Origin of the sequence: Achromobacter sp. UMC46, assembly GCF_014170335.1 — a bacterium.
Lineage (GTDB): Bacteria > Pseudomonadota > Gammaproteobacteria > Burkholderiales > Burkholderiaceae_B > Achromobacter.
The window spans coordinates 332,889-358,239 of the sequence record NZ_LZZS01000005.1; the positions used below are offsets into that span (position 1 = coordinate 332,889).

Consider the following 25,351-nt stretch of genomic DNA (forward strand, 5'->3'; position numbering starts at 1 on the left):
CGCGGCGGGGTCTTCCCATCCATGCAGCAACAGCACGCTGGCTTCGATGCGGCGCGGCGCAGACATAGCCCAGGCCGGCATAGCGCTCGGCCAAGCGCATCGTAGGCTCGGTCAGGCCGCGACAGCGGCGGCGCCGGCGCCAGTATCCGCATGGCGGTTACGGCTTGTCCTTGCCTTCCACCCAGTGCTGGTTCGCCAGCTTGGGATCGGGGAACGGCAATTCCAGGTTGGTGGGCGGCGAGGCGACCCACTTGCCGCCGTCCTGGTAGAAGTCCATCGGGGCCTCCGACCTGCCCGCCGGCATCAGCAGCATCGTGGTGCAGGACACCCGCCCCTTGTGCGACGGCTTGGGCGCGGGCAGACAGGTGCCGATGGCCAGCTGCGACTGCTTCATGCCGGGCAGGTCGTCGCCCAGCAACGTGACCACGGCGGCATGCGCCTGCTCCGGTGTCGGGATGGCCAGCGGCTCGGCATGCGCCGCAACGCCGATGACGGCCATTCCCAAAATTCCAAACGGAGCAAGCTTCATGCGTTTCCAAATGTGAGGTCGAGGGCCAGGCCCCTGGGCCAGTTGACCCTGTTCCCGATTCTACCCGGGTCGCCGCACCGCCCTGACCTTGCCGCTATTGCCGCCGCCGCAGAAGAAGCGGTCCGCGCCATCCGACTCCAGGCCCGACACCCCCATGCCAGCGGGCATGTCGACGCTTTCCAGCACGTCGCCGGTCGCGGGTTCCAGGCGCCGCAGTTCGCTGGCGTCGTTCTCCCAGGTGCCATGCCAAAGTTGGCCGTCCACCCACGTGACGCCGGTGACATAGCGGTCGGAATCGATGGTGCGCAACACGCGGCCGGTCTCCGGATCCACTTGATGGATCTTGCGCTGCTGGTATTGGCCGACCCACAACGAGCCCTCGGCCCAGGCCATGCCGGAGTCGCCGCCGCCGCCGGGCGCGGGGATCGTCGCCAGCACGCGGCCGTTCTTGGGATCCACCTTTTGAATGCGCCCGTCGGCGATCTGATAGAAATGCTTGCCGTCGAAGGCCGTGCCGGCACTGGCCGCGACGTCCAGCGCGCGCGCCGCGACGCCGGTGGCGGGGTCCAGCGAGACCAGTTTTTCCCCTACGGCGAACCAGACCTGATCGCCATCGTAGGTGACGCCATGCACTTGTTCGACGCCGGGGAAAGGGCCGTATTCACGGAGGATTTGGGCTTGAGTCCGTTTCATGATCACATCCTGTTCAGTAGGAGAAGTCATGCTACTTACGGGGCAGCAACAAGCGGGAGTAACAAGCTTGTCGTGAAACCCGGCACCGGCGGCGTCATCCAGCGACGCGCCCGCCCGTGCCCCAATGGCTGTGCCTGCGCGGCGGCCGCCAATGCGTCCAGCGCCCGTTGCACGGTGCGTTGGCTGGCGCCCAGCGCCAGCGCCAAGGCGGAACTCGACCACGCCTGGCCGTCGGCCAGGCAGGCCAGCACCGCCGCCTGATCGCGGTCGTCCACGTCCACCGGGCGGGCCAGCACGACCACCTCCGGTTCGCCCCCGGGCTTCAGGACGAAGCCAAGTTTCGTCGCCTGGACGCCGGCCAGCGGCCGCATTGCCGCACGCAGGCGCCCGATCTCCACGCGCAGGCGCACCCGGTGGGATTCGTCCTGGAAGCCGGTCCGAAAAGCGTGGGCGATCAGCAGTTCCCGCGAAACGTCCTGCGGCCACGCTTCGGCCAGCATCCGCGCCAGCGTGAACAAGACGGGGCGGCTGGCCAGCGACACCACTTGGCCCTCTCGCCGCAAGACGTTGCGGCACGCATCGATGATCAACGCGTTTGACGCCAGCAGCGCTTCCACCTCGCCCAGCGTCAGATCACACGCCACGCCCTGCCCGACGCGGCGACCGGCCGGGGCGTTCAATGCCTTGAAGGCGTTGTCCACTTCCGCCAGCAAGGCCGGAATGCCGGCTTGCCGCGCGGCATCCGCGGCGCACGTCAACGCCGCGCTGGCGGCGGACGCCTGGACACGGCGCAGCGCGATGCCGCCCCGGATCAATTCATGGATCGCGCGCGATGCGGCCGGCAGACCGCTCGCATCCACGCCGGCCAGGGTGTGGCCGGCTTCCTCCAGCCGGCCGGTCAGCAATTGCCGGCGCGCCTGAAGCTGCGCCGCATGCGCGGCGTTGACCGCGTCGCCATGCGCCTGCAGCGTGGCGCGGGCGCCGGCCAGCGACTTTTCCGGCCAGGCCAGGTCGCGCGAAGCCAGCGCCACCTCGGCCTCGGCCACCACGCAACGGGCGCGGGCGGCGGCATCCTCGGCGCCGAAAGCTTTCCCGGCACGCCGCAGCAGCGCTTTCGCCCGCACGAAGTCGCCCAGTTGCGCCATCGCGATCCCGCGCAAGGCCAGCGCCGGCGCGTCGTCGCGCAGCGCAACGCGGTTCAGCGCGCCCAGCGGATCCCCGGCGGCCAATGCGCGCGACGCATTCAAGATCAGAATATCCATCGAGGTGCCGCCATGCTGTCGCTCCTGCTGGCCCGTGCCTGGAAACTAATCTACCACCCGCGCAGGCCGCCCCCCGGCCCCACGCCGGGTCGTCACACTGTTGCACCTGGGCAGTGATGCGACCCCATTTCTATCCCAGCGCCCCCGTCCGCGCGCCCTTTCCCCTCTCGCCAGCGTGTAAACTCCCCCCTTTTTGACTCTGGTGGTATGTTGCAAGCCCCACAGCGCACAGGTTTAAGCGGCCCGACGCTCATCCGCTTGCTGACTCGCCTGACGGATGCCGACGTTCCGGAATCCAGGCAATCGCTTTCAGACCATCTGAGCCAGTGGCTCGGCTGGACGGACGCGATCGCGCTATCCGCGGCCCTGAACACCCGACCGCCGGTGATCGCTCCCGGCGCGCGGACGTTCAGCAGCGCCGAGGAACGCGAGTGCGTGCGCGTCCGGACTACGCTGGCCGATGCCATTGCCAGCGACACGGCGGCGACTGCCGCCAAGCGGCTTCAGCCCGGGCAAGCCTCGGCCAACAAGCCGGCGGCTATCGCGCAAGCCGAAGCGGATTACTCGAATTTCCGGCAGCGGTATCAGTCGTTGCAGCACACGATGGAGACCAGCGTGGGCAATCTGCGCAGTCGCCTGCGCGGCATGGTCGCGGCCAAGAACGGCGAGATGACGCGTCTGGCGGTGGTGGATGCCATCATGGACCGCGCGCTGCTGCCGAAGGAACGCGCCTTGTTGGGCGTCATCCCGAAGCTGCTTGCCGGGCATTTCGAGCGCCTGCGCCTGGCCGAAGCGGCGGCATTGGCCCTGGCCAGCGCCGACCCGGAAGTTGAAGACGGCGCGGATGCCGCGGCCGAAGGCGCGCAATCGCCCGAAGTGCCCAAAGCGCCCGAAGCGGCAGCCGCACCGATAACACCCGGCGCCTGGCTGGACGTGTTCCGCAAGGATATGCGGAGCGTCCTGCTTGCCGAATTGGATGTTCGTTTACAACCGGTCGAAGGGCTGCTTGCCGCCCTTCGCGCCAGCTAACCGGGACACTATGTCCAAGTATCTGATCAATTTCGTGGTTTTCCTGGCCGGTCTGGCCGTCGTGGGCTGGATCGGCGCAGGCTATGCGGGCACCAACCCGCTGGCGCTGGCCGTAACGCTGCTGATCGGCGTCTGCTATCTGGCGGGCACGGTGGAGCTGCTGCGCTACCAGCAAGCCACCACCAGTCTCGCGCGGTCGGCCACCGGCCTGACCGAAGCGCCGGCCAGCCTGGGATCCTGGCTGGACCAGTTGCATCCCAGCCTGCGCAATGCGGCGCGGCTGCGGGTGGAAGGCGAGCGGGTCGGACTGCCCGGCCCGGCGCTCACGCCTTATCTGGTGGGCCTGCTGGTGTTGCTGGGCATGCTGGGCACGTTCCTGGGCATGGTCGTGATGCTGCGCGGCACCGGCATGGCGCTGGAAAGCGCCACCGACCTGGGCGCCATCCGCGCGTCGCTGGCCGCGCCGGTCAAGGGCTTGGGCTTCGCGTTCGGCACGTCCATCGCCGGCGTGGCCACGTCCGCCATGCTGGGCCTGCTGGCCGCGCTGTGCCGCCGCGAACGCGTGCTGGCCGCGCAACTGCTGGATACGAAGATCGCGACGACCCTGCGGGTCTACTCGCAAAGCTATCAGCGGGAAGAGTCCTTCAAGCTGCTGCAACGGCAAGCCGAAGTGATGCAGCGCCAAGCCGACGCCATGCCGACGCTGGTCGACCGCCTGCAAGCCATGATGCAAAACATGGAAAAGCAGACCCAATCCATCAATGACCGGCAGCTTGCCAGCCAGGACGTGTTCCAGGGCAAGGCCGAGGCCGCCTATGCGCGCCTGGCGTCCGTGATGGAACAGTCCATGAAGGAAGGCGTGGCGGAAAGTGCGCGTTCCGCCGGCGTAGCCCTGCAGCCCGTCGTGCAGGCCACGATGGAGAGCCTGTCGCGCGAAACGGCCAGTCTGCAAGACACCGTGACGCAGGCCGTGCAGCAGCAGCTGGCCAGCCTTACCTCGGGCTTCCAGGCGTCCACCGCCAATGTGGCCGACATCTGGAACCAGGCCCTGGCCGGTCAGCAACGCGCAAGCGAAACGCTGGCCCAGGACCTGCGCGCGTCGCTGGACCGCTTTGCCGAGACCTTCGAACAGCGCTCGTCCGCCCTGCTGGACGGCGTCTCCGCGCGGCTGGAAGCGTCCTCGGGCGACATGTCCGACGCCTGGACGTCCGCGCTGTCGCGGCAAGAACGCGTCAGCGAAAAGCTGGCGGGCGACAACCTGCAGGCACTGACCGCGGCGGCCGCCAGTTTCGAACAGCATTCCGCGTCGTTGCTGCGCACGTTGAACCAATCGCATTCCCTGCTGCAATCCGAGCTGGCCTCGCGCGACCAGCAACGCCTGGCCGCCTGGACCGAAACGCTGGGAGCCATGGGCGCCACCCTGCGCCAGGAATGGCAGCAGTCCGGCGCTCAAGCCGCCGACCGCCAGCAGGCCATCAGCGACACGCTGGCCCAGACCGTGCGCGACATCAATGCCCAGGCTGCCACGCAAGCCAGCCTGCTGGAAAGCGTGTCGGCGCGCATGGAAGCGGCGGCGAACAACGTGTCCGAACGCTGGGACGCCGCGCTGTCCCGCCAGGAACAGGTCGGCGAAAAACTGGCCGCGGACAACCAACAGGCCCTGACCACCGCCGCCGCCGCGTTCGAGCAGCATTCGGCGTCGCTGTTGCGCACGCTGGACCAGTCGCACGCGGACCTGCAGGCGGCCTTGGCTGCCCGCGACCACGAACGCCTGACCGCCTGGACGGATTCGCTTGCCCGCACCGCGCGCGACGTCACGTCCCAGACCGAGGCCCAGGCCCTGCTGCTTGAAAGCGTGTCCGCTCGCCTGGAAACGGCGGCCACCCGCGTGTCCGACCAATGGAACACCGCGCTGTCCCGCCAGGAACAGGTCGGCGAAAAACTGGCCACGGACAACCAACTGGCCCTGACCACCGCCGCCGCCGCGTTCGAGCAGCATTCGGCGTCGCTCTTGCGCGCGTTGGACCAGTCGCATTCGGACCTGCAAGCCGCACTGGCGGCGAAGGACGAAGAACGCCTGTCCGCCTGGACCGGCACGCTTGCCGCGATGGCCGCGGCGCTGGGACAGGAATGGAAGGCGGCTGGCGACCACACCGTCACCCGCCAGCAGGAAATCAGCGACACGCTGGCATTGACCGCGCAAGACGTCGCCACCCGGAACGAGGCGCAAGCCCGCCTGCTGGAGACGGTGTCGACCCGCCTTGAGACGGCCGCGCGCGAAGTCGCCCAAGCCTGGACCGACGCGCAGACGCGCCAGGAACAGGTCGGCGAAAAACTGGCCGCGGACAACCAGCAGGCCCTGGCCACCGCCGCCGCCGCCTTCGAGCAGCATTCGACTGCGCTCTTGCGCACGTTGGACCAGTCGCATGCGGACCTGCAAGCCGCCCTGGCCGCAAAGGATGAAGCACGCCTGTCCGCCTGGACCGGCAAGCTGTCCGCGATGGCCGATGCGCTGGGCCAGGAATGGGAACTGGCCGGCGTGCGAGCCGCCGACCGCCAACAGGCCCTGAGCAACACGCTGACCCAGGCCACCCGCGACATCACCGCGCAGACCGAGGCGCAGGCCAGCCTGCTGCAGGACGTGTCCGTACGCCTGGAAAAGATGGCAAGCCATGTCACGCAGGCCTGGTCCGATGCGCAGACGCGCCAGGAACAGGTGGGCGAGCAATTGGCGGCCGGCAACCGCCAGGCCCTGGAAACCGCCGCGGCCGCGTTCGAGCAACACTCGGCATCGCTGCTGCGCACCTTGGACCAATCGCACGCCGGCCTGCAAGCGGCGCTGGCGTCCAACGACGAAGCGCGCCTGGCCTCCTGGACCGGCAAGCTGGCCGCCATGGCCGACGCACTGCGCCAGGAATGGGAACAGGCCGGTGCCGCCACCGCCAGCCAGCAGCAGCAGATCTGCGACACGCTGGCCCAGACGGCCCACGACATCACGTCGCAGACGCAGGCGCACGCCAGCGACACCATCGCCGAAATCGGCCGCCTGGTGCAAGCCGCCTCGGAAGCCCCCAAAGCGGCCGCCGACGTCATCGGCGAACTGCGCCAGAAGCTGTCCGACAGCATGGTGCGCGACAACGACATGCTGGAAGAGCGCAACCGACTGCTCGACACGCTGGACACCTTGCTTACCGCCGTGAACCACACGGCTGCCGAGCAACGCACGGCCGTGGACGCGCTGGTCGCCTCGTCGGCCGAGCTGCTGGAACGCGTCGGCACGCAGTTCACCGACCGCGTCGAAGCCGAAACCGGCAAGCTCGCGGACGTGGCAGCGCAAGTCACCAGCAGCGCCGTGGAAGTGGCCAGCCTGGGCGAATCGTTCGGCACCGCCGTGCAACTGTTCGGCGAGTCCAACGACAAGCTGGTGGCCCATCTGCAACGCATCGAAGCAGCGCTGGACAAGTCCATCGCGCGCGGCGACGAGCAGTTGTCCTATTACGTGGCGCAGGCCCGTGAAGTGGTCGACCTGAGCCTGATGTCGCAAAAGCAGATCATCGAAAACCTGCAGCAGCTGGCCATCCAGCGCGCCACCGCCGGAGCCGAAGCCGCATGAGCGAGGACATCGACGGCGGCGTAGAGGCGACCGCACCGGCCTGGGCCGTCTTCGGCGACCTGATGTCGGTGCTGCTGGGCGCCTTCGTGCTGATCCTGGTCAGCGTGATCGGCGTGCAGCTGCAACTGTCGACGCAGTTGGAAGAAGAGGTCAAGCAGCGGCAGGAAGAAACGCAGCGGCGCGAAACGCTGGAACAGGCGCTGGCGGGCCCGCTGGCGGCCGGCCGCGTCACGCTGATCAACGGCCGCATCGGCATCAGCGGCAGCGTGCTGTTCGCGTTGAACTCCGACCAGTTGCAGCCCGAAGGCCGCGAGATCCTGAAGACCCTGATCGAACCCCTGTCCGCCTATCTGAAGACCCATGACGAAATCCTGATGGTCAGCGGCTATACCGACGACCAGCAGGTGCGTGAAGGCAACCGCCGCTTTGCGGACAACTGGGACCTGTCGGCGCAACGCGCGCTGACGGTCACGCGGGCGCTGATCGACGAAGGCGTGCCGTCCTCCACCGTCTTCGCCGCCGCCTTCGGTTCCGAGCAGCCGGTGGCGTCGAACGTCGACGAAGCGGGACGCGCCAAGAACCGCCGCGTGGAGATCACGCCGATTCCCAAGCCGTCCAACGACCCGGAAAAGCCGCGTGGGCAGTGACGGCAGCTTTGGCGGCGCGCGCGACGCGCAGGCGACGCTGGACGCCTGGCGCGACAGCGGGGCCGACCGCGCCGACCCGGTGCGCTTCCGTTTCCTGGACGCGATGGCCCGGCGCACCGCTGCGCTGGACGGCCCGGCGCGCCAGTTGCTGGACGCAAGACTGGTCGATCTGCTGCAAGCTTATGAAAGCCGGCTGGCGGCCGATTCCGCGGCCGCCGATGCCGACGCCTCGGACGCCGCCCGCAGCGCCGGCGCCCTGGCCGGCCTGATCGACTACCTGGCCGACCCGGATCCGCCCGGCGGCGTCAGCGGCTGGACGCGCGACACGCTGGGCCTGCGGGCCACCTATCCCGACGTGCAGATGCTGGATTATTTCCGCGGCGTCTGGTCGCGGGTCAGCGCCGACCGCCAGGTACGCCAATCGCAGGAACAGGTCCACAAGAACGCCGGCCCGCTGAATTCCAATCAGCTGGTGCACCGCGCGCTGTCCTTGATGCGCGAACTGTCGCCGGGCTATCTGCAGCAGTTCCTGTCGTATACGGACGCGCTGATGTGGATGGAGCAGGTCCACGTGGCGACGGCGCCTGCGGCGAAAGACGCGGTCCGCCCGGGCGCGGCCAAGACTGCGACAACCAAGGCTGGCGCCAAGACCGGCACGACCAAGACGGAAACGGCCAAGAAGCCGCGCGCCAGGACGCGCTGAGGCGGGCGTCGAAGCGCCCGATTGAACGGCCGATTTGCACCGCCTCCCGCCACGCAGTAAGATACGATCCATATACAAACCATATACGGATCATTCCCACATGGGTCTCGTCAAAATCTCCGAGCAGATGCATGAGAATCTGCGCGTCGCCAGCGGCGCCCTCAGCCGCTCGATCAATTCCCAGGCCGAACACTGGATGCGCATCGGCATGCTGTCCGAGCTCTATCCCGAACTGCGCCACGCGGACATCTGCCAATTGCTGATCCGCATCGAACAGGGCGAAGGCTTCGCCATCGCGTCGCTGTCGCGGCGCTTACCGGACGCTGCCCAGCAGGAGGCCGCGTAAATGGCGAAGAAGGTTTCCATCAAGTCCGCCGCCGACATCGACATGGCCCGCAAGGCCGGCGCCATGGCGGCGGAAGTGCTGCACATGATCGGCGAACACGTGCGCCCCGGCGTCACCACCGATGAGCTGGACCGCATCTGCAACGAATACATCGTGAACGTGCTGAAGGCGATTCCGGCCAACGTCGGCTATCACGGCTTTCCGAAGACGATCTGCGCGTCGGTCAACCATGTCATCTGCCACGGCATCCCGTCGGCCAAGGTCCTGAAGAACGGCGACATCCTGAACATCGACGTCGCCGTCATCAAGGATGGCTGGTTCGGCGACACCAGCCGCATGTACTACGTGGGGCAGCCCAGCCCGCTGGCTCGCCGCCTGGTCAACACCACCTACGAAGCCACGCGCGCCGGCATCATGGCGGTCAAGCCCGGCGCCACGCTGGGCGATATCGGCCATGCCATCCAGACGGTCGCGCACCGCGAGCATTTCAGCATCGTGCGCGAATACTGTGGCCACGGCATCGGCCAGATCTATCACGACGAGCCGCAAGTGCTGCACTACGGACGCCCCGGCGAAGGCCTGGTCCTGCAGCCCGGCATGATGTTCACGATCGAACCCATGATCAACGCCGGCAAGCCCGCGACCAAGCAGATGCCGGACGGCTGGACCGTGGTCACCAAAGACCGCTCGCTGTCGGCGCAATGGGAGCACATGGTCGTCGTGACCGAAACGGGATACGAAGTGCTGACGCCCTGGCCGGACGGCTACGGCGACTATCCGCCCATCCCCTGACCGTTTCACGCGCTGCGCGCATCCGTGCAGACGCCAAACCGGCCGCAAGGACCGGAGTGCAGGCCGCCAAGGGCACGATCATGATCGTGCCCTTGCCGTTTACAGCGCCCGCAGCGGGCGTCACCCATGCCTGCCCTGCCCTCCGCCTTCCGCCGTCTGGCCGCCTCGAACCTGGCCGCCCAGTTTTCCGAACAGATGGCCCTGGCGGCGGCGCCGCTGGTCGCCGTGCTGGCGCTGGGCGCCACAGCCGCGCAGACGGGCTATCTGCAAACCGCGCAGACCCTGCCGTTCCTGTTGTTGTCCCTGCCGGCCGGCGTGCTGGCGGACCGGATGTCGCGCCGGGCCCTGATGACGGCCGCCGAATGCGTGCGGGCGGCCAGCCTGCTGGGCCTGTTGGCGCTGCTGGGGATGGGCGGACTGGGCCTGGGCTGGCTGGCGGCGCTGGGTTTCCTGGGCGCGGTCGGCACGGTGGCCTACAACGTGGCGGCGCCGGCGCTGGTGCCCCGGCTCGTGCCCGCCAGCGATCTGGCCAGCGCCAACCGCTGGCTGGAGTTGGCGCGCAGCAGCGCGTTTTCCGCGGGTCCCGCGGCGGGCGGTGCGCTGGTGGGCTGGATGGGCGCGCCAGTCGCCTATGTGATCGCCACCACGCTGTCGCTGCTGGCCGCGGCCCTGCTGGCCGGCCTGCCCGCCGACGCGCCCAAGCCCGTTGCCCGGCGGCGCTTGTGGGCCGAACTGCGCGAAGGCGCGGCTTTTGTCGGCACGCATCCGCTGTTGCGGCCGGTGCTGGCGACCGCCGTGTTCTTCAACACCGCGTGGTTCGTGCTGCAGGCCGTCTACGTCGTCTACGCCATCGAACGCCTGGGCCTGTCGGCCGCCGGCGTGGGCATCACGCTGGGCGTGTATGGCGGCGGCATGCTGGCAGGCGCCCTGGCCGCGCCGTGGCTGGCGCGCCGGCTGTCGTTCGGCGCGATGATCGCCTCGGGGCCGCTGTCGGCGTTGGCGGCAAGCGCCATCCTGCTGTCGACGCTGGCCTTGCCGTCGGGCGTCTGGGCGGGGGTGGGGTTTTTCCTGTTCGGCGCCGGCCCCATCCTCTGGACCATCACCACCACCACCTTGCGTCAGGCGGTAACGCCCAATGCGCTGCTGGGCCGCGTGTCGGCCGTGATCCTGACGGCCACGTTCGGCGCCCGTCCCGTCGGTGCGCTGATCGGCGCGACGTTGGCCGCCCGCATTGGCCTGGACGCCTGCCTGTGGGTATCGACGGCGGGATTCCTGGTGCAGTTCCTGGTGCTGTTCGCGTCCCCGGTGCGCCGGCTTCGCCACCAGCCCGAGGCGGCAGGCGCCTGAATTCATCCCGGCACCCGCCCTTGCCATCCGCGCTGTTACGCACGGCGCCGCCTGGATCTGTATCTGGCGGCCGGTCCGGGCGGTCGCTAGACTGCCTGAATTCTTCCACACCGGCCAAGCATGCAAGATGCTGAAAATACTGGGTAAAGCGTCATCCATCAACGTGCGCAAAGTGCTATGGGCGTGTGTTGAACTGAACCTGCCTTTCACCCGTGACGATTGGGGCGCGGGCTTTCAGCCCACCAGCGACCCGCGATTCCTGGCGTTGAACCCCAACGGCATGGTGCCCGTCATCCAGGACGGCGATTTCGTGCTGTGGGAGTCCAACAGCATCATCCGCTACCTGGCCGCGCGCTGGCGGACATTCCCGTGGGGCTATCGGTGAACCGGTGGTTCGCCACGCCTTTCGACAAGCCCGCCCTGCCGGCGGTCGCCGCCTACTACGACCGGCTTGCCGGCCGCGAAGGCTACCGGCTGCACGGCCGTAACGGCACGGCCTGAACGGCCGCTGCGGCGGCCGCCGCCGCGCGGTCCACGCCTACTTCACGACGCCGCAAACCAGGCGGCCGCCTCCGCCGCCCAACGGCGCGGGCGTGTCGCTATAGTTGTCGCCGCCCACGTGCACCATGACCGCATGCGTTTTCACGTCGGCCAGCTTCAGGTGGGGCGCCACGACCGCCTTCTTGGCGGTGCCGTCGGCGCCCACCACGATGAAGGGCAAGTCGCCCTGGTGGCCGTCGGTCGCCATCGGGCCCTTGTGGGCCTTGGTGCCCTTGGGGTCCAAGTGGCCGCCGGCCGCTCCGCCCGGGGCCATCTGGCCGTTCACCATGCCCGGCATGCACGAACCCTTCTCATGCACGTGGAAACCATGTTCGCCCGGAGGCAGGCCCTTCAGATGCGGCGTGATCTGCAAGCCGCCTTTGGTGTCCTTCAGCGAAATCGTGCCGGCGCTCTTGCCTATGCCGTCGGCCGTCAGGAACGACATCGAGACGTCTTCGGCCAGCGCGGCGCTCGAGGCGCCCGCCATTGCCAGCGCCGCGACAAGCATCGAGATTTTCTTCATGAAGTGCCTCCTGGAATCATGCACGCGAAGTGCGGGTGCCCGGCCCGGCGCGGACGACGCCGCCCAAGCCAGGGGCGCCAATGACAATAGCACCGGCGCCGCCCGGTCTGCCAGCAATCTTCATTCCTGATACAAGCGATCAGGCCTGTTAACGATTGACCAGCAGCACCAGCGCATGCAGCGCCACGCCGATCAGCCCGCCCACCAGCGTGCCGTTGAAGCGGATGTATTGCAGGTCGCGCCCCACGCTCAGTTCCAGCTCGTCGACCAGGTGGCGTTCGTCCCAATTTTTCACGGTGCGCGAAATATGCTCCGTCACGCCGATGCGCAGGCGGCCGGTCAGGCGGCGGGCGCTGCCCAGGACGTGGTTGTTGATGGCGTCGCGCAGGCCCGGGTCTTCGCCCAGCTTGCGGCCCAGCGCGAGCAAGGCGCTTTCCAGGTGCCGGGCCAGGGCCGAATCCTCGTCCGACAGGTCGCGCCGCAGCGCGGCATGGATGTCGTCCCACAGGCCCTGCACGTACTCCTGCACCTTGGGATGATCGATGGCCCGCTGCTTCAGGTCTTCGACCTGCGCCGACAGGGCCGGATCGGATTTCAGCCGCTCAATGTAGTTCAGCACCCAGGCCTCGTAGTCGCGCCGGACGGGGTGGTCGGGTTCGGACAGGACGTCGCGCACTTCCTGCACCAGCGCCAGGGCCAGCCGGTCGGCCAGGTTGTCGGCAATGCCGTCCACCGACTTGATCACGTCGACCGCGGCGATGATGCGCGGCCACTCCTTGCGGGCGAACTTCACCAGCAGGGTCGATGCGCGTTCCTTCACGTCGTCTTCGCCCAGGTAGCCGCCCAGCCGCTCCATGGCCGCGTCCAGCAGCTCCTGATGGCGCCCGTCGCGGGTCAAGAGGCCCAGGACCTCGCCCACGGTGCCCGCCGCGTCCCAGCGGCGCAGGTTCTTCACCACGAATTCCTGGATGACGCCTCGCACGGCCTGGTCGTCCAGCAGGTCCAGCGTCTGCAGGGCCACGCGGCGGGCGCCGTCGCTCAAGGCATGCGCCTGGCGCGGCCGGATCAGCCAGCGCGACAGGCGCGCGGCGGGGTCGAACACCCGCAGCTTCTCCATCAAGGTGTCCGGGTCCAGGAAATGATCACGGACGAACACGGCCAGGTTGTCGCCGATGCGATCCTTGTTGCTGGGGATGATGGCGGTGTGCGGGATCGGCAAGCCCATCGGCCGGCGGAACAACGCCACCACCGCGAACCAGTCTGCCAGCGCGCCCACGGTCGCCGCCTCGCAAAACGCCCGCACCCAGGCCCACGCGCCCTGCCCGCCCATCACATGGCTGGTGATGAAACCGCTGATCATGGCCGCCAGCAACGCCAGCGCGGCGATCTTCATGCGCCGCAACTGCGTGCGGCGCACGTCGGACGCCAACGCGGAATGCGGGGCTGACGATGTCGGGGAACGGGACGGTTCGGGCATGAAGGATCCGGCAAGGCGATGCGTCAGCATACCAACAGGCGGCGCGAGCAGACCGCGCCGGGGTGCTTTCCACCCTGCTAGGCGGCCGGTTCCGCCAGCGCCGCGCGCAGCCACGCCACGAAGGCGTCCGCCTGTTCCGACCGTCCCCGGCTGGCGGCGGGCAACGCGCGCAAGCCGCCGTCGAACGGCACGAAGCCGAATGGCGCAACCAGCACGCCTTCTTCCAGCTCGCGGCTGATCAGCCGCTTCTCCACCAGCGCGACGCCCAGCCCCGACAACGCCGCTTCGATACAAAGATGCGTATGCGGGAACGCCAGCTGACCGGCGGCCGCGACGGCGTCGCCCGTGATGGCCTCCCATTGGTCCCACGCGCTGGAGGTGTACTCGTGGGCGATGCGCACGCGGTCCGACGCCGCGCGGCGTGCATAGGCGGGCGTGCAGACCGCGCCGAAGCGCACGGGCGCCAGCATCAGCGCGCGTCGCCGGTCGGCGTCCGTATAGCCCGACAGGTCCCAGGCCAGCAGCAGGTCCGCGCCCTCGTTGCGCATTTCACGGGCAGACGTCATCGACAGCCGGATGCGGATATCGGGATGCCCGCGATAGAACACCGCCAATTGCGGCACCAGCCAGCGCATCGCGAAAGTGGCGCTGCATGCGACATGCAAGCCGGGGCCCATGGCTTCGCGGCCAAGACGTTCGTAGGCGCCCTCCAACTGGTCGAAAGATGCGCGAACTGACGCGTAGAACGTCGCGCCCGCGGGGGTGAGCTTCAGCCCGGTGCCGTCCTTGTCGAACAGCGGCACGCCGGCGTGTTCCTGAAGCAGCTTCAAGTGCCGGCTGACCGCGCCGTGGCTGCGGCAGAGCTCCTGCCCGGCCCGGGTGACCGAGCCCGTGCGGGCGATGGCCTCGAATGCGCGAACGGCGGATAGGGGCGGCAATTGGCGCACGGCATGATCCTTATGTCAGAAAAACTGACGAATGAATAGAAAAACGGCATTTTCCAAAACACGCCCGCTTCTTAGGATATCGGCTGTAACCCCATTGCGAACGCGATGCCGTGCAGTATTGCACGGCATCGCGCGGGGATAAAGCTCACGTAGCTTCCCTAAAAACCTGACATATCGGAGTCATCTATGCACATCATCGATATCGCCGCCCACGAGGCGCTGGACAGCCGCGGCAACCCCACCGTCGAGGTCGAAGTCAGACTGGATGGCGGTGCACGCGGTCTGGCGCTGGTGCCCTCGGGCGCCTCGACCGGCCAGCATGAAGCATTGGAGCGGCGCGACGGGGATCCCAAGCGCTACCTGGGCCGTGGCGTGCTGCGCGCCGTGTGCGCGGTCAATACCGAACTGCGGGACGCGCTGCTGGGCCAGCACGCGGATCAGCAGGCCGCCATCGACCAGATCATGATCAGGCTGGACGGGACGCCGGACAAAAGCCGCCTGGGCGCCAACGCCATGCTGGGCGTCTCGCTGGCGGTGGCGCACGCGGCCGCAGCCGGCCGCGCCCTGCCGCTGTGGCGCCACGTGGGCGGCGTGCAGGCGCAAGTGCTGCCGGTCCCCATGATCAACATCATCAACGGCGGGGCCCACGCCGACAATCCGCTGGATTTCCAGGAATTCATGATCTTGCCGGTGGGCGCGGACACCTTCGCCGACGCCATCCGCATGGGTGCCGAAGTCTTCCACACCCTGCGCGGCAAGCTCCTGGCGGCCGGCCACAGCGTCAACGTGGGCGACGAAGGCGGCTTCGCCCCGGTCTTGCGCAGCGCCCCGGAAGCCCTGGACTTCATCGTGGCATCCATCGAGCAGGCCGGACTGCGCCCGGGCACGGATATCGCGCTGGCCCTGGATCCCGCCGCCAGCGAATTCCACACCGATGGGGGCTACCGCTATCAAGGCGAAGGCGTGGTGCGCAGCCGCGAACAGCAGGTGGATTACCTGGCCGAGCTGGTGCGCGCCTACCCCATCGCATCCATCGAGGACGGCATGGCCGAAGACGACCCGGCCGGCTGGCAGGCCCTGGGCGCACGGCTGGGCGACACCTGCCTGCTGGTGGGCGACGACGTCTTCTGCACCCACCCCCGCCTGTTCGACGCCGGCATCTCTGCGGGGATCGGCAATGCCATCCTGGTCAAGGCCAACCAGATCGGCACGCTGAGCGAGACCTTGGAGGTATTGGGAATCGCCCGCCGCGCGCGCTACGGCGCCGTGATGTCGCACCGCTCGGGCGAGACCGAAGACACCAGCATCGCCGACCTGGCGGTAGCGTCCAATTGCGGCCTGATCAAGACCGGATCGCTGTCACGCTCCGACCGCACGGCCAAGTACAACCGGCTGCTGCGCATCGAGCGCGAACTGGGCGCGGCGGCCGTCTACGCCGGCCGCGACGCCTTGCCGCGGCGCGGCCGGGCAGATCGCCGCGAGTAGTACCACCGCATCAACGGTGACGCCGAGATGCCGTGCACCAGCACGGACGCGACAATGGCGGCCAGCAGCAATGGCGCCAGCGCCCGGGATACGCCATGTGGCGCCTGCTCCACCGCCAGCAACAAGTAGTAGAACGTACCGACGCCGCGCACGCCCAGCCAGCTTGCCAATCCGCGCTGGCGCCTGTCCATCGAAGACCCGGCCAGCGCCAGCATCACGCTGGCCGGCCGCACCACCATGAACAGCACGGCCGCCACCAGCAGCGGGGTCCAGCCCAGGATGTCGCGCCAATGCGCCGACACCACGCAGCCGATGACCAGCATCAGTGCCAATTCGGCGAAGCGTTCCAATCCCACCGACGTCGCCATCATCGATTCCGCCAGGTGGGCGTGGGCCAATCGCGGGTCTTGCGTGCTTGCTTCGCTTTCGGCGGGCTTCACTTCCTGCAAGACGGCACGCGGGGTCCGGCCGCTGCCGGTAGCGCGCAGCTCCTGTTGGCGCAATGCCACCCCGGCGCAGAAGACCGCCAGAAAGCCGTAGCCGTGCGCAAGCAAGGTCGCCCCGTAGCACAGCGCCATCAAACCCAGGGCCAGGAACTCGTCCAGCCCCAGGGCATTTCCATAACGGATCCGCAGCATGGCGATCAAACGTTCGCCCAGCGTGCCCATTAACCAGCCGATGCCCACCGCGCTCGCCACGCCCCAGATCAGGGCGGCCGCCAGCGGCCACGGCTGCTCCAGCCCCGCCGGCCCGGCGTTGCACAGGGCAATGCCCAAGACCACAAAAGGAAATGCCGCGCCATCGTTGGCGCCGCCCTCTCCCGACAAGGCAAAGCGCAGCGGTTCGTCGTCGCCCGCTTCACGCGGGCGCAATTCGTTGGCCAGCACCGGGTCCGTCGGCGCCAATGCCGCCGCCAGAATCAGCGCGGCCCCCAAGCCCAGCCCCAACAAGCCCATGCCGAACGCCGTCATCAGCGCGATGGTCAACAGCATGGCCAACGCCGCCAGGCGCAACGGCAGGCGCCACAAGGGATGCCCGCAGGCCACGCGCAAATGCATGCCCACGGCGAACAGCGAAACGGGCAACGCCGCTTCAGTCGCCAAGCGCAACAAGTGGCTGTCGCCGTATAAATCCAGTGTCAGCAGCCCCAACCCCGCCGGACCAATAAGAAAGCCCACTGCCAGATACACCATGGCACCGGTCATGGGCAGCGCATCGATCAGGCGCTTGGACACCGCCATCAGCACGAACAACGCACCGATCAGCAGGAACCAGACGGCTTCGATATTCATCGCATCCCTCCTGCGGCCGCCAGCAAGCCGGGCTTGCAGGGCCTATTCCCCCAGGAACTCCGACACCGCCTCCAGCCCTTCGATATGGTCCGCGACCACCTTCGCAATAAAGGCAAGCGGCACCGACAGCAACGTCCCCCACACGCCCCACAGCCAGGTGAACAACAGCAGCAGCATGAAGACCGCCACGGCGTTCATCTTGGCAATGCGGCCGGACATCCAGGTGGTGACCACCACGCCCATCACCAAGGCGATGGCCACCGAACTGCCGGCCACCGCCAGCGCCGGGCCGATCTCGCCGAATTGGATCAGGGCGGCGATCCCCGTGCCCACCGCCGTGAGCAGCGGACCGAAATACGGAATGATGTGCAGTGCGCCGGCCACCACCGCCCAGGTCGTCGCGTTCTCCAGGCCCAGCAGGCGGAACGCCGCCCACGACATCAGGCCCAACGCCAGGTTCGTCACCAGCATCATCGCCATGTAGCGATGGATGGCGCTGTTTATCTGGTCCAGCATGTGCACGCTGATCTTCTTCTGCGACAACGTCTTGCCCGCCACCTTCACGAACTTGCGCTTGAACGCATTGCCGGACAACAACAGGAAGAACACCAGGAACACGCTCATGGTCGCCTGCCCGACAAAGGCGGCCACGCCCTTGGAGCCCCAGAGCAGGAAATCGCTCAGGCCGGAATCGGACTTGGCCACGACCACTTGCTGGCCAGGCACGATGCCGCCGCTGTCCTGCAGCACGCCGGCCGCACCCTTGAGCTTTTCAAAGAAGGACCCGTCGCCGCTGGAAATGCCGGCCAAGGTACGGGACAGTTTTCCGGAGATTTCAGGCAGCGCCTGCACGATGGAACCGACCTGGTTCTGTGTCACGTAGGCCAGGCCCGCCAGCCCGGTGGCGATCGCGGACATCAGGATCAGGATCCCGATGGCGCGCGGCACCCGGGCGCGCCCCATCAGGCTGACGATGGGGTCCAGCGCATACGCCACGACAATCGCCATCACCACGGGCACGATGAATTCCTGCGCCAGCTTCAGGGTGAACAGCACCGCCAGGACGGTCAGCGTGGTCAGGCAGGCGCCGCGCGCCCAGACATAAGGCGTATCCGGCGGAGCGTCGGGGATCAATCCCGCCTCCTGGACCGTCACTTTCTCTTCGGCGGGGCTCGCAGCCTCCTCGTCGGCGCCGGCGGATGCTTCCGGCTTCGCGCGTTCCTCCGCGTCCGGCGGCGCCGCCAGCGGTGTCGTGATTTCCATCTTGCCCCCGCAATCGATTATCGAGAGCGGACAGCAAGTAGCGTGCCTGACGCAGTCTCAGCCCACGGCCAGCAAGCCCGCCTGGCCTTCATGGGCGCGCTGCGCGCGGTCCAGGATGAATTCGATCATCATGGAGATCGCGCGCGGATGGTGCCGGTTCGGCATGTACAGCATGTACATGCCCCGGCCGAAGATGCTTAGCCGCCAATCGGTCAGCGCGGCCAGCAGTTCGCCGCGCGCGATGTCGTCGTGCACGACGTAGTCCGGCACCACCCCCACCCCCAGCCCGGCGCGGATCGCGTCGCGCAGGAAGGCGTAGTTGCGGGAGATCACGGTGGGTTCCAGCACCACGTGCTGGCGCGGCTGGCCGCCGTAATAGGCCGACAGCCGCAACGGCCGGCCGATGACGGCCGCGCTGATGACCGGCGTGCCCGCCAGGTCTTCGGGGCGCTGAGGCAGCCCGCGCGCGTCGGCGTAGGCTTTGGAAGCGCATGCCATATAGCGGACCATGCCCAGTTCGCGCGCCACCAGGTTCTGCGGCGGTTCCGACATGATGCGCACCGCGATATCCACTTCGTCGCGCAGCAGGTCGTCCACGCTGTTCTCGAACAGCACGTCCAGCACGATGTCCGGATACGCCTGCTTGAATTCCAGCAGCCAGGGCGTCATCACGAACTGCCCGTATCCACTGGGCACGCTCAGCCGCACTTTTCCCTGCGGCGTCTTGCCCAGCGTCTCGACGGATTCGCGGGCGGCCACCAGTTCATCCTGGATGCTGCGGCCATGCTGATACAGCTTCAGCCCGATCTCGGTGGCTTCGACGTGCCGCGTCGTGCGCCGCACCAGCTGCATGCCTACCGAGCGCTCCAGCTGGTTCAGGTGATAGCTGACGTTGGCGCGCGTCATTTTCAGGCGGCGCGCGGCCTCGCTCAGATTGCCGGCATCCAGGATTTCGACCAGCAATGTCAGGGATTTGGTGTCCATCGGGGCTCCTCCACCGTCATTGTCAAATTTTATTATCCGCCATGTCAATTCCGGATGCCATTGTCAAGACATCTTTACTGGGAAAGAATAAGGAAATAAGAGACGAGCCGTTCCTGGCCCGCCAGGCGCCGCCCACGGCGGACGCCCTACTGGAGACAAGGTCCCATGACGGACAAGAACCCTGCCGGCGCCGCCCACACGCGCCGCGACGAAGACATCCTGGTCATCACCGTTGACCACCCTCCCGTCAATGCCCTGAGCGCCGACGTGCGCCGTGATCTGGCCGCCGCCGTCGACGCGGCGCAATCCGACCCGCAGGTGCGCGCCATCTTGCTGGTCGGCGCCGGCAAGAATTTCATCGCGGGCGCCGACATCCGTGAATTCGGAAAGCCGCCCAAGCCGCCCGCCCTGCCCGACGTGTGCAATCAGATCGAAGCCAGCGGCAAGCCCGTAGTAGCTGTGCTGCACGGTGCCGCCCTGGGCGGCGGGCTGGAAGTGGCGCTGGCCGCGCATTACCGCGTGGCCTTGCCGAGCGCCAAGCTGGGCCTGCCTGAAGTGAATCTAGGCCTGTTGCCGGGCGCCGGCGGCACGCAGCGCACGCCTCGCCTGATCGGCGCGCGCGCGGCGCTGGACCTGATGTTGTCGGGCAAGCACCTGTCGACCGATGCCGCCTTGAAAGCGGGCCTGGTCGACGCCATCGGCGAAGGCGACGACGCCTTGGCCACGGGGCTGGCCTACACCCGCCAATTGCTGGCGGACGGCGCCGGCCCCCGCCGCAGCCGCGATGCCACGGCCGCGTTGGCCGACAAGGCCGCGGCGTTGTCGGAAGCCTCCGCTGCCGCCGAGCAGGTCGCCAAGACCTTGCGCGGCCTGTACTCGCCCGCGAAGATCGTCGACGCCGTGCGCGCCGCCATCGAGCAACCCTTCGACGAAGGCCTGCGCACCGAGCGCGCCTTGTTCCTGCAATGCCTGGAAAGCCCGCAGCGGGCCGGCCTGGTCCACGCTTTTTTCGCGGAACGCGAGACCGCCAGGATCCCTGAACTGAAGGAAGCGCGGCCCCGCCGTCTGGAAAAGATCGGCGTGGTGGGCGGCGGCACGATGGGCGCGGGCATCGCCGTGTCGGTGCTGGATGCGGGCCTGCCGGTCGTGATGGTCGAACAGGACGAGGCCGCGCTGGAACGCGGCCGCGCGCGCGTGGCCCACGTATACGACCTGCTGGTCAAGAAAGGCCGGATCACGCCCGAAGAGCGCGACGGCCGCATGGCGCGCTTTACCGGCGCGACCACCTATGACGCGCTGGACGACACCGACCTGATCATCGAGGCCGTGTTCGAGGACATGGACGTCAAGCTTGCCGTCTTCGCGCAACTGGACCGCGTGGCCAAGCCCGGCGCCGTGCTGGCCACGAACACCTCTTACCTGGACGTGAACCGCATCGCCTCCGCCACGCGCGGACCCGCCGATGTGCTGGGGCTGCACTTCTTCTCGCCCGCCAACATCATGAAACTGCTGGAAATCGTGGTGGGCGACCACACCGCGCCGGACACAGTGGCCACCGGCTTCGAACTGGCGCGGCGGCTGCGCAAGACGCCGGTGCGCGCCGGTGTGTGCGACGGCTTCATCGGCAACCGCATCCTGGCTGTGCACCGACAGGCGGCCGACATGATGATGGAAGACGGCGCGTCGCCGTATGACATCGACGCGGCCGTGCGCGAATTCGGCTACCCGATGGGGCCGTACCAGATGGCGGACCTGGCCGGCGGCGACATCGGCTGGGCGACCCGCAAGCGCCGCGCCGCCACGCGCGACCCGGCATTGCGCTATGTGCAGATTCCCGACCGCCTGTGCGAACGCGGCTGGTTCGGCCAGAAGACCGGCCGCGGGTTCTATCTGTATCCCGATGGCGCGCGCGTCGGTTCGCCCGACCCCGAGGTATTGGCCATCATCGACGAAGAGCGCCGCCGCGCCGGCGTCACGCCGCGCCCGTTCACGCACGAAGACATCCAGCGCCGCTACCTGGCCGCCATGATCAACGAAGCGGCCAACGTGCTGCGCCAGGGTATCGCGCTGCGCCCGTCAGATGTGGACGTGGTGTTCCTGTCCGGCTATGGCTTTCCGCGCTATCGCGGCGGCCCCATGCATTACGCCGACAGCGTGGGCCTGGACCGCGTGCTGGCCGACATCCGCGGCTACGCCCAGGAAGACCCGGCGTTCTGGAAGCCGTCGCCGCTGCTCGTGCAGTTGGCCGAGTCCGGCCGTGACTTCGCCAGCCTGAACCAGGCGGCCTGACCCGCGGACTCCGACCCCCCTGTTTTCGATTCGCCCCCATTCCACAGGACGCTCCCATGCGCGAAGCCGTTATCGTCTCTACCGCCCGCACCCCCATCACCAAGGCGGGGCGCGGTGAATTCAACCTGATCGCCGGCCCCACGCTGGCCGCGCATGCGGTGCGCGCCGCTGTCGATCGCGCCGGCATCGACCCGGCGCTGATCGAAGACGCCTTCATCGGCTGCGGCTATCCCGAAGGCGCCACGGGCCGCAACATCGGCCGCCAGGCGGTGATCCGCGCCGGCTTGCCCGTCAGCGTCGGCGGCGCCACCGTCAACCGGTACTGCGCTTCCGGCCTGCAAGCCATCGCCTCGGCCGCCGGCCGCATTGTGATGGACGGCGCGCCCGCCGTGATCGCGGGCGGCGTGGAGCTGGTGTCGCAGATCCGCTCCCGCGACGACGGCGTCAGCGGCATGGACCCCTGGATCGTGGCCAACAAGCCCGAGCTCTACCTGCCCATGATCGAGACCGCCGACATCGTGGCGGCCCGCTACGGCATCAGCCGCGAAGCCCAGGACCGCTTCGCCGCGCAGAGCCAGGCGCGCACCGAAGCCGCGCAGGCCGCCGGCCGCTACCGCGAAGAGATCATCGCCGTCACCACCACCATGTCCGTCACCGACCGCGCGACCGGCGCCGTCAGCGAACGCGAAGTGACGGTGGACAAGGACACCTGCAACCGCCCCGGCACCACCTATGAAGCGCTGGCCGGCCTGGCCCCCGTGCGCGGCGACGGCCAGTTCGTCACGGCCGGCAACGCGTCGCAACTGTCCGACGGCGCGGCGGCCTGCGTGCTGATGGAAGCAGGCGACGCGCAACGCGCCGGCATCCGCCCCCTGGGCGCCTTCCGCGGCCTGGCCATCGCCGGTTGCGAGCCGGACGAAATGGGCATCGGCCCCGTCTATGCCGTGCCCAAGCTGCTGGCCCGCCACGGTCTGAAGGTGCAGGACATCGACCTGTGGGAACTGAACGAGGCCTTCGCGTCGCAAGCGCTGTACTGCCAGGAAAAGCTGGGCATCCCGATGGACCGCCTGAACGTGGACGGCGGCTCCATCGCGCTGGGACACCCCTTCGGCGTCACCGGCGCGCGCCTGGCCGGCCATGTGCTGATCGAAGGCCGCCGCCGCGGCGCCCGCTATGCCGTCGTCACGATGTGCATCGGCGGCGGCATGGGCGCGGCCGGCCTGTTCGAAATCTACTGAGGATCGACATGGATCTGGAATTCACCCCCGAAGAAAACGCCTTCCGCGATGAAGTGCGCGCGTTCCTGGCCGCCAAGCTGCCCCGGCGCCTGTCCGACAAGGTCGGTCAGGGCAAACTGCTGGCGCGCGCCGACATGGTCGAATGGCACGCCATCCTGAACCAGCAAGGCTGGCTGGCCAGCCACTGGCCCGAGGAATACGGCGGCACCGGCTGGAGCGCCACGCAGAAGTTCATCTTCGACAACGAATGCGCGCTGGCGGCAGCCCCCCGCATCGTGCCCTTCGGGCTGAGCATGCTGGGACCCGTGCTGATCAAGTACGGCAACGACGCGCAGCGCCGATACTGGCTGCCGCGCATCCTGGACGGCAGCGACTGGTGGTGCCAGGGCTATTCCGAACCCGGTGCGGGCTCCGACCTGGCCGCCGTCAAGACAACGGCCGTGCGCGACGGCGACAGCTACATCGTCAACGGCCAGAAAACCTGGACCACGCTGGGCCAGTACGCCAACATGATCTTCTGCCTGGTGCGCACCTCGCAGGAAGGCCGGCGCCAGGAAGGCATCAGCTTCCTGCTGGTCGACATGAACAGCCCCGGCGTGGAAGTGCGCCCCATCATCACGCTGGACGGCGAACACGAAGTCAACGAAGTGTTCTTCTCGGATGTGCGCGTGCCCGTCGAGAACCTGGTGGGCGAAGAGAACCGCGGCTGGACCTGCGCCAAGTACCTGCTGACTTATGAACGCACCAACATCGCCGGCGTGGGCCAATCCACCGCCGCGCTGGAACGCCTGAAAGCCGTTGCCGCCCGGCAGAAGAAGCACGGCCGCCCGCTGGCCGCAGACCCCGACTTCGCCGCCCGCCTGGCACGCGTCGAGATCGAACTGGCCAATATGCGCACCACCAATCTGCGCGTCGTGGCGGCGGTGGCCGGCGGCGGCGCGCCGGGCGCGGAAAGCTCGATGCTGAAGATACGCGGCACGCAGATCCGGCAAGAGATCACGGCGTTGAACCGCCGCGCCATGGGCCCCTATGCGCGCCCCTTCGTGCCCGAGGCGCTGCATGACGGCTACGACGCTCCGCCCATCGGCCCGGAAGGCGCCGACAGCGCCGCGGCGCAGTATTTCAATAACCGCAAGCTGTCGATCTTCGGCGGCTCCAATGAAATCCAGAAGAACATCATCTCGAAGATGATCCTGGGACTGTAAGGGCCGGCCATGAATTTTGAACATACCGAAGACCGGCGCATGCTTTCCGACATGCTGCGCCGCTTTGTCACCGAGCAGTACGACTTCGCCACCCGCGAGCGCCACGCGCAATCGCCCCAGGGCTACAGCGTGGAGTTCTGGCGCCGCTACGCCGAACTGGGCGCCATCGGCGCGTTGTTCACCGAGGCCGACGGCGGCCTGGGCGGCGCCGGATTCGATATCTCGGTGGTATTCGAAGCGCTGGGCCGCGGACTGGTCGTGGAGCCGTTCCTTGATGCGCTGATGGTGGGCAGCGCCATCGCCGCCGCCGGCACGCCGGCGCAGCGCGAGGCACTGGACGGCCTGATCGCCGGCGCCCTCACCGCCTCGCTGGCCCACGCCGAACCCGAATCGGGCTATGACCTGGCGCAGGCACGCACCCGCGCCGACCGCGCGGGCCACGGCTGGGTGCTCAACGGCGCCAAGGCGGTCGTGACTGCGGGCGAACATGCGGACCTGTTCCTGGTGTCGGCCCGCACGTCGGGCGCGGAAGACGACGAAACGGGCATCAGCCTGTTCCTGGTCAGCGCCGGCACGCCCGGCCTGTCGGTACGCGGCTATGGCCTGATCGACGGCGGACGCGCGGCGGAAGTCACGCTCGACAACGTCGAACTCGCCCCCGAGGCGTTGCTGGGCGAGGCCGGCGCGGGGTACGCGCTGCTGGAACGCGCCACCGGCCGCGGCATCCTGGCCGTATGCGCGGAAGCCGTGGGCGCCATGGATTGCGCCCGCGACGCAACGCTGGAATACCTGCGCACGCGGCGCCAGTTCGGCACACCCATCGGCAGCTTCCAGGCGTTGCAGCACCGCATGGCCGACCTGCTGCTGGAGATCGAGCAGGCGCGTTCGGCGGTGATCAACGCCGCCGCCGCGCTCGACCATCCCGAACGCGTCACCCGGGAACGCGCGCTGTCCGCAGCCAAGTACACCATCGGCCGCATCGGCACGCTGGTGGCCGAAGAAAGCATCCAACTGCACGGCGGCATCGGCATGACCTGGGAACTGCCGCTGGCGCACTACGCCAAGCGCCTCGTGATGATCGACCACCAGTTGGGCGACGAAGACCACCACCTGCGCCGCTACATCGCGCTGGGGCAGGTTTGAACGG

General features: G+C 68.1%; 21 protein-coding genes and 1 pseudogene. 13 read left to right on the plus strand and 9 right to left on the minus strand.

What is annotated here, in order from left to right; translation table 11 throughout:
• Positions 1 to 157: 157 nt before the first annotated feature.
• The 3 genes from A9973_RS09295 to A9973_RS09305 form a co-directional block, all read right to left on the minus strand.
• Positions 158 to 499, minus strand: coding sequence for a hypothetical protein (locus tag A9973_RS09295; RefSeq protein WP_183013474.1), 342 nt, complete (start codon positions 497 to 499; stop codon positions 158 to 160).
• Between the two features lie 90 nt (positions 500 to 589).
• Positions 590 to 1,222 (minus strand): glutamine cyclotransferase, encoded by a 633-nt coding sequence (locus tag A9973_RS09300; protein ID WP_183013475.1) that lies wholly within the window; start codon positions 1,220 to 1,222, stop codon positions 590 to 592.
• 35 nt (positions 1,223 to 1,257) lie between these two features.
• Positions 1,258 to 2,484: a helix-turn-helix domain-containing protein gene (locus tag A9973_RS09305; protein ID WP_183013476.1), complete on the minus strand. Its 1,227-nt coding sequence runs from the start codon at positions 2,482 to 2,484 to the stop codon at positions 1,258 to 1,260.
• 207 nt (positions 2,485 to 2,691) lie between these two features.
• On the opposite strand from A9973_RS09305, the gene A9973_RS09310 reads away from it, so the two are divergent.
• The 8 genes and pseudogenes from A9973_RS09310 to A9973_RS09345 all read left to right on the plus strand — a co-directional run bounded on the left by A9973_RS09310 (position 2,692) and on the right by A9973_RS09345 (position 11,462).
• On the plus strand, positions 2,692 to 3,513 hold the full coding sequence (locus A9973_RS09310) for a DUF3348 domain-containing protein (RefSeq protein WP_183013477.1): 822 nt from the start codon (positions 2,692 to 2,694) through the stop codon (positions 3,511 to 3,513).
• A 10-nt stretch (positions 3,514 to 3,523) separates the two neighbouring features.
• Entirely contained in the window at positions 3,524 to 7,126 is a 3,603-nt protein-coding gene (locus tag A9973_RS09315) for a DUF802 domain-containing protein (RefSeq protein ID WP_183013478.1), read from the plus strand.
• Positions 7,123 to 7,773: an OmpA family protein gene (locus tag A9973_RS09320; RefSeq protein ID WP_183013479.1), complete on the plus strand. Its 651-nt coding sequence runs from the start codon at positions 7,123 to 7,125 to the stop codon at positions 7,771 to 7,773. The genes A9973_RS09315 and A9973_RS09320 overlap by 4 nt, the downstream gene beginning before the upstream one ends.
• Positions 7,763 to 8,476, plus strand: a complete 714-nt coding sequence (locus tag A9973_RS09325; RefSeq protein ID WP_183013480.1) for a DUF2894 domain-containing protein — start codon at positions 7,763 to 7,765, stop codon at positions 8,474 to 8,476. Before A9973_RS09320 ends, A9973_RS09325 begins: the two co-directional genes overlap by 11 nt.
• A 100-nt stretch (positions 8,477 to 8,576) precedes the next feature.
• On the plus strand, positions 8,577 to 8,822 hold the full coding sequence (locus A9973_RS09330; protein ID WP_183013481.1) for a ParD-like family protein: 246 nt from the start codon (positions 8,577 to 8,579) through the stop codon (positions 8,820 to 8,822).
• Positions 8,823 to 9,614 (plus strand): type I methionyl aminopeptidase, encoded by a 792-nt coding sequence (map, locus tag A9973_RS09335; RefSeq protein ID WP_183013482.1) that lies wholly within the window; start codon positions 8,823 to 8,825, stop codon positions 9,612 to 9,614.
• A gap of 126 nt (positions 9,615 to 9,740) precedes the next feature.
• On the plus strand, positions 9,741 to 10,961 hold the full coding sequence (locus tag A9973_RS09340) for an MFS transporter (RefSeq protein WP_183013483.1): 1,221 nt from the start codon (positions 9,741 to 9,743) through the stop codon (positions 10,959 to 10,961).
• A gap of 127 nt (positions 10,962 to 11,088) precedes the next feature.
• Positions 11,089 to 11,462 (plus strand): annotated as a pseudogene (locus A9973_RS09345) (glutathione S-transferase).
• Positions 11,463 to 11,499: 37 nt separating this feature from the next.
• On the opposite strand, the gene sodC reads toward A9973_RS09345, so the two are convergent.
• From sodC to A9973_RS09360, 3 genes are all read right to left on the minus strand, one after another.
• Positions 11,500 to 12,024, minus strand: coding sequence for a superoxide dismutase family protein (gene sodC / locus A9973_RS09350; RefSeq protein ID WP_183013484.1), 525 nt, complete (start codon positions 12,022 to 12,024; stop codon positions 11,500 to 11,502).
• A 148-nt stretch (positions 12,025 to 12,172) separates the two neighbouring features.
• The gene (locus tag A9973_RS09355; protein WP_183013485.1) at positions 12,173 to 13,501 is read right to left on the minus strand and encodes a DUF445 domain-containing protein; all 1,329 of its coding nucleotides are present in this window, start codon (positions 13,499 to 13,501) and stop codon (positions 12,173 to 12,175) included.
• A 77-nt stretch (positions 13,502 to 13,578) separates the two neighbouring features.
• Positions 13,579 to 14,448, minus strand: a complete 870-nt coding sequence (locus A9973_RS09360) for a LysR substrate-binding domain-containing protein (RefSeq protein WP_183013486.1) — start codon at positions 14,446 to 14,448, stop codon at positions 13,579 to 13,581.
• 186 nt (positions 14,449 to 14,634) lie between these two features.
• On the opposite strand from A9973_RS09360, the gene eno reads away from it, so the two are divergent.
• Positions 14,635 to 15,933 carry a phosphopyruvate hydratase gene (gene eno, locus A9973_RS09365; protein ID WP_183013487.1) on the plus strand — a complete coding sequence of 433 codons (1,299 nt, stop codon included), beginning with the start codon at positions 14,635 to 14,637 and terminating at the stop codon, positions 15,931 to 15,933.
• Here the strand turns inward: eno and A9973_RS09370 are convergent.
• Genes A9973_RS09370 through A9973_RS09380 form a run of 3 tightly spaced genes read right to left on the minus strand, consistent with a single transcriptional unit; the run spans position 15,879 to position 19,472 of the window.
• Positions 15,879 to 17,225, minus strand: a complete 1,347-nt coding sequence (locus tag A9973_RS09370) for a cation:proton antiporter (RefSeq protein WP_183013488.1) — start codon at positions 17,223 to 17,225, stop codon at positions 15,879 to 15,881. The two genes, eno and A9973_RS09370, sit on opposite strands and share 55 nt — an antisense overlap.
• Before the next feature lie 42 nt (positions 17,226 to 17,267).
• Entirely contained in the window at positions 17,268 to 18,488 is a 1,221-nt protein-coding gene (locus A9973_RS09375; protein ID WP_255469098.1) for an AI-2E family transporter, read from the minus strand.
• A 57-nt stretch (positions 18,489 to 18,545) separates the two neighbouring features.
• Complete coding sequence (locus A9973_RS09380) at positions 18,546 to 19,472, minus strand: LysR family transcriptional regulator (RefSeq protein WP_183013489.1); 927 nt, start codon at positions 19,470 to 19,472, stop codon at positions 18,546 to 18,548.
• Between the two features lie 165 nt (positions 19,473 to 19,637).
• Between A9973_RS09380 and A9973_RS09385 the strand changes: the two genes are divergently transcribed.
• The 4 genes from A9973_RS09385 to A9973_RS09400 are packed head-to-tail and all read left to right on the plus strand — an operon-like array spanning position 19,638 to position 25,347.
• A complete protein-coding gene (locus A9973_RS09385) occupies positions 19,638 to 21,761 on the plus strand; it encodes a 3-hydroxyacyl-CoA dehydrogenase NAD-binding domain-containing protein (protein ID WP_183013490.1) in 2,124 nt (707 codons plus the stop codon).
• Between the two features lie 56 nt (positions 21,762 to 21,817).
• Positions 21,818 to 22,999 carry an acetyl-CoA C-acyltransferase gene (locus A9973_RS09390; protein WP_183013491.1) on the plus strand — a complete coding sequence of 394 codons (1,182 nt, stop codon included), beginning with the start codon at positions 21,818 to 21,820 and terminating at the stop codon, positions 22,997 to 22,999.
• An 8-nt stretch (positions 23,000 to 23,007) separates the two neighbouring features.
• Positions 23,008 to 24,204, plus strand: coding sequence for an acyl-CoA dehydrogenase family protein (locus A9973_RS09395; RefSeq protein ID WP_183013492.1), 1,197 nt, complete (start codon positions 23,008 to 23,010; stop codon positions 24,202 to 24,204).
• 9 nt (positions 24,205 to 24,213) lie between these two features.
• Complete coding sequence (locus tag A9973_RS09400; protein WP_183013493.1) at positions 24,214 to 25,347, plus strand: acyl-CoA dehydrogenase family protein; 1,134 nt, start codon at positions 24,214 to 24,216, stop codon at positions 25,345 to 25,347.
• Positions 25,348 to 25,351: the final 4 nt, after the last annotated feature.

Excerpts from the sequence above, each read along its gene's own strand:
- A9973_RS09340 (WP_183013483.1), top strand. The coding sequence starts at position 9,741 with ATGCCTGCCCTGCCCTCCGCCTTCCGCCGTCTGGCCGCCTCGAACCTG.
- A9973_RS09355 (WP_183013485.1), bottom strand. The coding sequence starts at position 13,501 with ATGCCCGAACCGTCCCGTTCCCCGACATCGTCAGCCCCGCATTCCGCG.
- sodC (WP_183013484.1), bottom strand. The coding sequence starts at position 12,024 with ATGAAGAAAATCTCGATGCTTGTCGCGGCGCTGGCAATGGCGGGCGCC.
- A9973_RS09295 (WP_183013474.1), bottom strand. The coding sequence starts at position 499 with ATGGCCGTCATCGGCGTTGCGGCGCATGCCGAGCCGCTGGCCATCCCG.
- A9973_RS09330 (WP_183013481.1), top strand. The coding sequence starts at position 8,577 with ATGGGTCTCGTCAAAATCTCCGAGCAGATGCATGAGAATCTGCGCGTC.
- A9973_RS09385 (WP_183013490.1), top strand. The coding sequence starts at position 19,638 with ATGACGGACAAGAACCCTGCCGGCGCCGCCCACACGCGCCGCGACGAA.
- A9973_RS09390 (WP_183013491.1), top strand. The coding sequence starts at position 21,818 with ATGCGCGAAGCCGTTATCGTCTCTACCGCCCGCACCCCCATCACCAAG.
- A9973_RS09375 (WP_255469098.1), bottom strand. The coding sequence starts at position 18,488 with ATGGAAATCACGACACCGCTGGCGGCGCCGCCGGACGCGGAGGAACGC.
- A9973_RS09300 (WP_183013475.1), bottom strand. The coding sequence starts at position 1,222 with ATGAAACGGACTCAAGCCCAAATCCTCCGTGAATACGGCCCTTTCCCC.
- A9973_RS09310 (WP_183013477.1), top strand. The coding sequence starts at position 2,692 with ATGTTGCAAGCCCCACAGCGCACAGGTTTAAGCGGCCCGACGCTCATC.
- A9973_RS09305 (WP_183013476.1), bottom strand. The coding sequence starts at position 2,484 with ATGGATATTCTGATCTTGAATGCGTCGCGCGCATTGGCCGCCGGGGAT.
- A9973_RS09370 (WP_183013488.1), bottom strand. The coding sequence starts at position 17,225 with ATGAATATCGAAGCCGTCTGGTTCCTGCTGATCGGTGCGTTGTTCGTG.
- A9973_RS09315 (WP_183013478.1), top strand. The coding sequence starts at position 3,524 with ATGTCCAAGTATCTGATCAATTTCGTGGTTTTCCTGGCCGGTCTGGCC.
- A9973_RS09395 (WP_183013492.1), top strand. The coding sequence starts at position 23,008 with ATGGATCTGGAATTCACCCCCGAAGAAAACGCCTTCCGCGATGAAGTG.
- A9973_RS09380 (WP_183013489.1), bottom strand. The coding sequence starts at position 19,472 with ATGGACACCAAATCCCTGACATTGCTGGTCGAAATCCTGGATGCCGGC.
- eno (WP_183013487.1), top strand. The coding sequence starts at position 14,635 with ATGCACATCATCGATATCGCCGCCCACGAGGCGCTGGACAGCCGCGGC.
- A9973_RS09400 (WP_183013493.1), top strand. The coding sequence starts at position 24,214 with ATGAATTTTGAACATACCGAAGACCGGCGCATGCTTTCCGACATGCTG.
- A9973_RS09320 (WP_183013479.1), top strand. The coding sequence starts at position 7,123 with ATGAGCGAGGACATCGACGGCGGCGTAGAGGCGACCGCACCGGCCTGG.
- map (WP_183013482.1), top strand. The coding sequence starts at position 8,823 with ATGGCGAAGAAGGTTTCCATCAAGTCCGCCGCCGACATCGACATGGCC.